Source organism: Prosthecobacter sp. (assembly GCF_044373815.1).
Classification (GTDB): domain Bacteria; phylum Verrucomicrobiota; class Verrucomicrobiia; order Verrucomicrobiales; family Verrucomicrobiaceae; genus Prosthecobacter.
Map to the genome: position 1 here is coordinate 1 of NZ_JBIPNG010000421.1, position 5,896 is coordinate 5,896.

Here is a 5,896-nt window from a genome sequence, read left to right on the forward strand (position 1 = left end):
ATCTCGGGTGTGACTGCGGAAGGCTTGGAAGCGGTCAAGCGACGATGCCTCCCGCGTGCCGCTCATGTTTCACTTGAGCGACAGGCTCCACAGATGCTTGCCGGAGGTGATGTAGAGCGTGCGCTTGTCTACGCCGCCGAGAGCGCAATTCGTCGCCTCATCGGGCGTGGTCGCGATGAAATCAATCAACCGTCCCCCCGGCGACAGGACGTAGCAGCCCGCCTTGAAGCGCGTGGTTTCGTATTCGTTCGGCTCATTGCGCCCGGCGCAGACGTAGAGTCGGCCAGCGCCATCCATCTTGAGCCCGTCGGGGCCGCGGCTGTCGCGCCAGTCGAAAATCACGCGGCGGCTGCCGGGCCGCACGCTGCCATCCGCGTTCAAAGTGAAGCGCAGCAGCTTTCGCGCCGCGTCGTGGTTGTTGTTATTGTTGTCGGCGACGTAGAGGAAATGGTTGTCCGGCGTGACGAGGATGCCGTTGGGCCGGTTCACTTCGTCAGGTCCGAGCAGCAGCTCGACGCGCGACTTCGCGTGCGCCTTTTCCGTGATGCGATAGACACCCTCGACGATGCGCCCTTTCTCATCGCGAATCTCCATGCCAACGCGCGGACCGTAGCGCGGGTCGGTAAAATAAATGCGGCCCTGCGAGTCCGCGCAGAGGTCGTTGGGCGAGTTGAAGCGATTGCCCTGAAAATGATCCGCAAGCACCGTGATGCTGCCGTCCTTCTCCGTGCGTGTGACGCGCCGAGCCTTGTGCTCGCATGCGAGCAGCCGCCCGTCGCGGTCGAACAAGAGTCCGTTCGACGGCGTCTCGCGGAAGGCCGTCGTGCGCCCGCGCGCGTCCATGCGATTGATGCGCTCGCCGTCCACGAAGTAGAGCGAGCCGTCATGCCACGCAGGACCTTCGCCCGCGCCGATGAGTCCGTGATCCTTCGGCACCGCGTCGCGCACGATGGGCGTTTGATACGTGGAGCAGGCCGTGAGCGCGAGCGCGCCGACGAGGAGTGCGAGTGTGTGGAGTTTGGTTTTCACTGGCTTGCGCGGAAGGAGACAAAGATCACTTCGCATGGAATTCCTTGTTGTTCACGAGCGCGTGGATGAGCGCGTGCGCGGTGTAGTGCTGTGGCTCCTCCGAGTTTGAGGGCAGGCTTGGCAGCGTGGAGCGCGGCGAGCGAAGACAACCATCAAGGCGGCAAACAGAGCGAGAGTGCGACTCATGGCAGGGTTTTATGCGTCAATTGAGGTGGCGATCCCGGCGAGGGCGTCACAGTCATTTTCGATACGAGTAAACGTCCTTCAGCGCGACGGAGTCGGGGATGCCAAGCTCCCTACGCTTTGCTTCGAACTGCTCAAAGGTCAGCGGTCCAAAAGCCTTTCCTTGGCCCGACGTGTCGAGAATCCAGTAATCGAGCACCATGGGGTCGGTCTCCTGGTAGGTATCATTCGGGTCGTTTGGGCTGCGGCGCTTCAGGCCCTGTCGCTTCGCAAGAATGAGCGATTGATGCACCGCGCATTCGAGCACCTTGGTCGGAATTTTGGGAACGTCGTCTCCCAAGCCACCATCCAGCGCAATGTAAACCTGATGCGCCGATGTGCGATTAAGAGTGTATCGGCCCACGAGCGTGGCGGCGAAGTCCTGTAGGCCAGGGCCGACAATGGCGCGGGGCCCAAGACATGTGAACAAAAGGACCAGCGCTGTCATCGATAGGAGCAGCAGGACGGGGAGAATCTTCATTCTGTATTTCATCTTGAATTTCGAGACGCGGTTACTTCGTGTGAAACTCCCTGCTCCCCACGAGCGCGTGAATGAGCGCGCGAGGGGTGTAGTTCTGCGGCTTTGCGTTTTGCAAAATGGACTGAACGAGGCCGTCATCAGAGAAGCCGCACGGACGACCGAGACCGAACTCGACGAGGTGTTCGACGAGGCCTTTGGCAAAGTCAGCCTCGTGTTTGGCGAGAGCGTCGCGCAGTTCGTGGAAGCCGTTGAACGCGGTGCCGTCGGGCAGCGTGCCAGTGGCATCAATGGGGAACAGCTTCGACTGTTTCACGACTTTGTTCAGCACCGCGACCTCGGCGTATTCCTCCGCGCGCCAGCAGCCCACGGCGTCGAAGTTTTCCAAGCCAAAGCCTACGGGGTCAATGCGACGATGGCACTGCGCGCACTGCGGCTGTTCCTGATGCGCGAGCATGAGTTCGCGTGCAGGCATGAGTTTGCCGGAGAAGCGGCTGAGCTGGGGCACGTTCGCGGGCGCGGGTGGTGGTGCATCGTTGAGGAGTTTGCGCAGCACCCAAACACCCCGCTCGACGGGCGAACTGCGCTCGCCATCGCTGCCCATCGCGAGAATGGCAGCCATGCCGGGAAGACCTCCGCGTGGCATCGTCGAAGGCACGGGCACCTTGCGGAACTCGGTGCCCCTGATGCCTTCGATGCCGTAGTAGTCAGCGAGGATGTCGTTCACCACGACGAAGTCGCTTTTCAAGAGTGCGCCGAGCGGCAAGTCGCCGTCGAGCACGGTGCGCAGCGTTTCATACACTTCGTGGCGCGCGGACTCCTTCACGCTGCCGTCGAACTTCGGATACAGGCGGTGATTGAATTGGAAGAAGTCGAGCCGCACCATGTGCAGCCATTGATGCGTGAAGCCCGAGATGAAGCGCATCACCTTGTCATCGGCCAGCATGCGATCCACTTCGCGAGACAGCATGGCGGCGTCGCTGAGTTTACCATCGCGTGCGAGCTGCATGAGCGCGTCGTCGGGTGGACTGCTCCAGAGGAAATACGAGAGCCGGTTGGCGAGTTCGGTGTCGCTGAGTCTGGCTTTGCCCGGCTTCTCCGCTGCGTGTTCGGAGATGTAGAGGAAGCTCGGTGATGCGAGCACGATGCTGAGGGGCGTCTTGATGGCCTCGATGAATTTCTCGCCCGCTGCGCTGCGCTCGTTGAAGTGCATAATGAGCCGTTCCATAAACTCCGGCTTCACCCCGCGTCCACGGAACGCGCGCTTTGCAAAGGTCTCGATGATGCTTCGTGCTTCTGCGTCGCCTGGATTTGTGGTCAGCGTCTCTTTGCCAAAGACCAGCTCGTGCGAACGCGGCGGCCATTGCTCGAAGAACGGGCCTTCCCATTCGATCCAGTCCACCCACATCGTCCGGCGGTAGGCATTGCCATTGCCTTCCTTGCTGCGGGTTCCGCCGATGTAATAGGCAGCGTCGGATGTGTTGGGCCGCCGCTCGCGTAAGCCGACCGTGTGGCTGCCTGCTTTGGTGAGTATGACCGGCAGCTCGATGATCTGCGGCTGATCGAGAGGCGCGGTGATTCTCAGGCAACGCAAGAGGTCCATCTCGCCCGCGCTCTCCCCATTTCCCATGAGGCCGATTTCCATGAAGCTCGGCTCGGCTGGCTCCATCGCGGCAGCACGGATGCGCACGCGATAGGTGCCTGGAGCAATGTTGCCGGGGATTCGGGTTTGATCCTGCCCGAGCAGTCCGGTGAAAGGCTGTAGCACGAGGCCGGTTTGAGTCAGCGGCTCAGCGAGGTAGGACTGATAGCCCGCCAATTGGCCGCGCACGAGGGCCATTTTGATGTTCGCATTCGCTTCATCCTCGAAACCGAAATCGGTCGGCGGCTTGCCGGATGCCTTCCAATCTTCGTAGCGTTTCTTGTCCGCCGCGTGCTTGTCGTGCTGACCCTGCACATGCTTGTTCGCATCGACCTCCGGCTCGCGTCGCTGCTTCTGCACCTTCGGCTGCAAGCCGCTCACGATGGCTTCATCTAGAGCGACGCGTGCGAGTTTGAGATACTGCTGAAACTGGTCGCTGGAGAAGAACAGCCCGGAGCCGATGGTGTCGAACGAACCGCCGTCATCATCCGCGGGCAGGTCTTTGGGGCTCACCTCGACATCGAGCAGCTCACGAATCGTGTTCACATATTCGCGACGGTTCAGCCGCCGCATCGTGATCAAGCCGCCCGAGTCGGACAGTGCCTTCCGCGCGACGACCATTTGCTTCGAGAGCACTTCGAGGAACGCGGCCTTCTCGTCCGGCTTTGGCTGCTTCTCGTCGTCGGGCGGCATGTCGCCGGAATTGATTGCAGCGAGGATTTTCTGCCATCGCTCGGCAGTCGGGATGTCAGCGATGTGAAAAGGAATGTCGTCGAGCCGCACCTTGCCCTTGTGCTTCTCGGCGTTGTGGCACGAGACGCAGTAGGATTTGAAGAAGGCGCGATGCGAGTCCGGGATAACGGCCTCGGTGGCAGCGTGGGCGACAGATGCGAACAGTAACAAGAAACAGAGCGATTTCACGCAGAGGAGATTTTGAAAAAGTTTCGCCTCATCCACTCAAGCCATCAACTCCTCCACCACACCCGTGCTGTCGCCGAATGCCCTCACATTCACGCCCACGCCGTTGAGCAAGGTGAGCCACACGTTGCAGAGCGGCGTCTTCGCGTCCGGCATCACGATGTGTTGGCCGAGCTTGATGCCCGCGCCGCCGCCGGTGAGGATCGTGGGGCAATTGTCGAGGTAGTGCTGGCTGCGGACGTTTGTGCCGAGCGCGACGCTGACGTGATCGAACAAGCGCGAGCCATCCGGCTCCTTCGTGGTCTTCAGCTTGTCGATGAGGTGCGCGAGCAATTCCGATTGTCCGCGATCGCGCGTCTGGCTCGCTTCCATGCGCGGGCCGGGCGCGTAGTGGCTGATGTTGTGGCCGGCGAACTTCAGGCCGAGACCCTTGATCAACACATCCACCGGCTGGCGATAGGTCGCCACGCGCGTCGCATCGGTTTGTAACGCGGCCACAAGCAAATCATACATCAGGCGAATTTCCTTGTCGCCGCTCATGCCTTGCTTGGGCTCGGCCATGTGATCGCCCGGCTTCACCTTCGGCACATCGAGCCACTGGCCTTCTTTGGAGAGCTGAATCTCGATGTCGCGGATCGAGTCGAGATACTCGCCGAGCTTGTCGTTGTCTTCCTTGCCAAGACCTCGGGCGAGATCGCGTGCATCCACGAGCACGGTGTCCAGCACGCTCTGCTGCTTCTTCAGCGCCGCCTGCCGTTGTGCGAGCGGCGTGTTTTCATCGGAGAAGAGCTTGTGAAAAGTCGCGACTGGATTGTCGAGTCCTGCCACCGGCTTGCCCTGGCGATTCCAAGCAAGCGACAAACCGGGACCGTGGCTCTCACCCGATCCGCTGAGCGCGAGCGAGGTGAACCGCGTGTCTTTGCCGAACTGCTCCGCCGCGACCTGGTCCACCGAGATCGTGTTGCTGAAGCTCTTGCCAGGCACGCCGTATTGGTTCGCGCCCGTGAGCCAGAAGGTGCTGCACGAATGCGGGTCCATCGAGTGCTTGTGGAAGCAGTTTTGGATGACGGTGATGTCCTTCTGATGTTTCGCGAGCGGCTTCAAACCCTCGGGCAACGTCCACTCCGCGCCCGTCTGCTTTACATCGGGATACCAAGTCTCCTGCGTCACGCCCCAGCCGATGCCGATGAAGACCATGCGCTTGGGCCGAGCAGGAATGGGCGCTGCAGAGGCGAAGCGGCGAAAGCCGAGCGATTCAAGAAATGGCAGCGCGATGAGCGCGGTGCTGCTGCGGAGGAAGCTTCGGCGGTTGAGTGGTGTGTTCATGGATTGTTGGAGTGATGGAGGTCTGACATCAAGGCAGTGTCTTCGCGGCGACGCCGAACATGCGGTTGGGATTGAAGCTCTTTCGGTCTGCGGGCGGATTTGGATAAGGCGGGCCGAGTTTCACTTCGCCAGGCTGCGTCACGGTTTTCTTCCATATCGCGAACTCAAAACGATTCGCAACGCGTTGCGGCGCTTTGTGCGAGATTCGGTCGAGGGTAATCTTCTCGCCCGTGTTCGTGAACTCCTGCGACAGCCACATCGGCACTTCGTTACGCATATCC

General features: G+C 60.9%; 4 protein-coding genes and 1 pseudogene. All 5 read right to left on the minus strand.

Annotation, left to right across the window (positions count from 1 at the left end; genetic code table 11):
* Nucleotides 1–69 precede the first annotated feature (69 nt).
* The gene (locus ACIREA_RS24900) at nt 70–1,029 is read right to left on the minus strand and encodes an SMP-30/gluconolactonase/LRE family protein (RefSeq protein WP_397385039.1); all 960 of its coding nucleotides are present in this window, start codon (nt 1,027–1,029) and stop codon (nt 70–72) included.
* 238 nt (nt 1,030–1,267) lie between these two features.
* Nucleotides 1,268–1,732, minus strand: coding sequence for a DUF3997 domain-containing protein (locus tag ACIREA_RS24905; protein ID WP_397385040.1), 465 nt, complete (start codon nt 1,730–1,732; stop codon nt 1,268–1,270).
* 31 nt (nt 1,733–1,763) lie between these two features.
* Nucleotides 1,764–4,274: a DUF1592 domain-containing protein gene (locus tag ACIREA_RS24910; RefSeq protein WP_397385041.1), complete on the minus strand. Its 2,511-nt coding sequence runs from the start codon at nt 4,272–4,274 to the stop codon at nt 1,764–1,766.
* Nucleotides 4,275–4,328: 54 nt separating this feature from the next.
* Entirely contained in the window at nt 4,329–5,615 is a 1,287-nt protein-coding gene (locus tag ACIREA_RS24915; protein ID WP_397385042.1) for a DUF1552 domain-containing protein, read from the minus strand.
* A 28-nt stretch (nt 5,616–5,643) separates the two neighbouring features.
* A pseudogene (locus tag ACIREA_RS24920) lies at nt 5,644–5,896 on the minus strand (hypothetical protein); the annotation flags it as partial.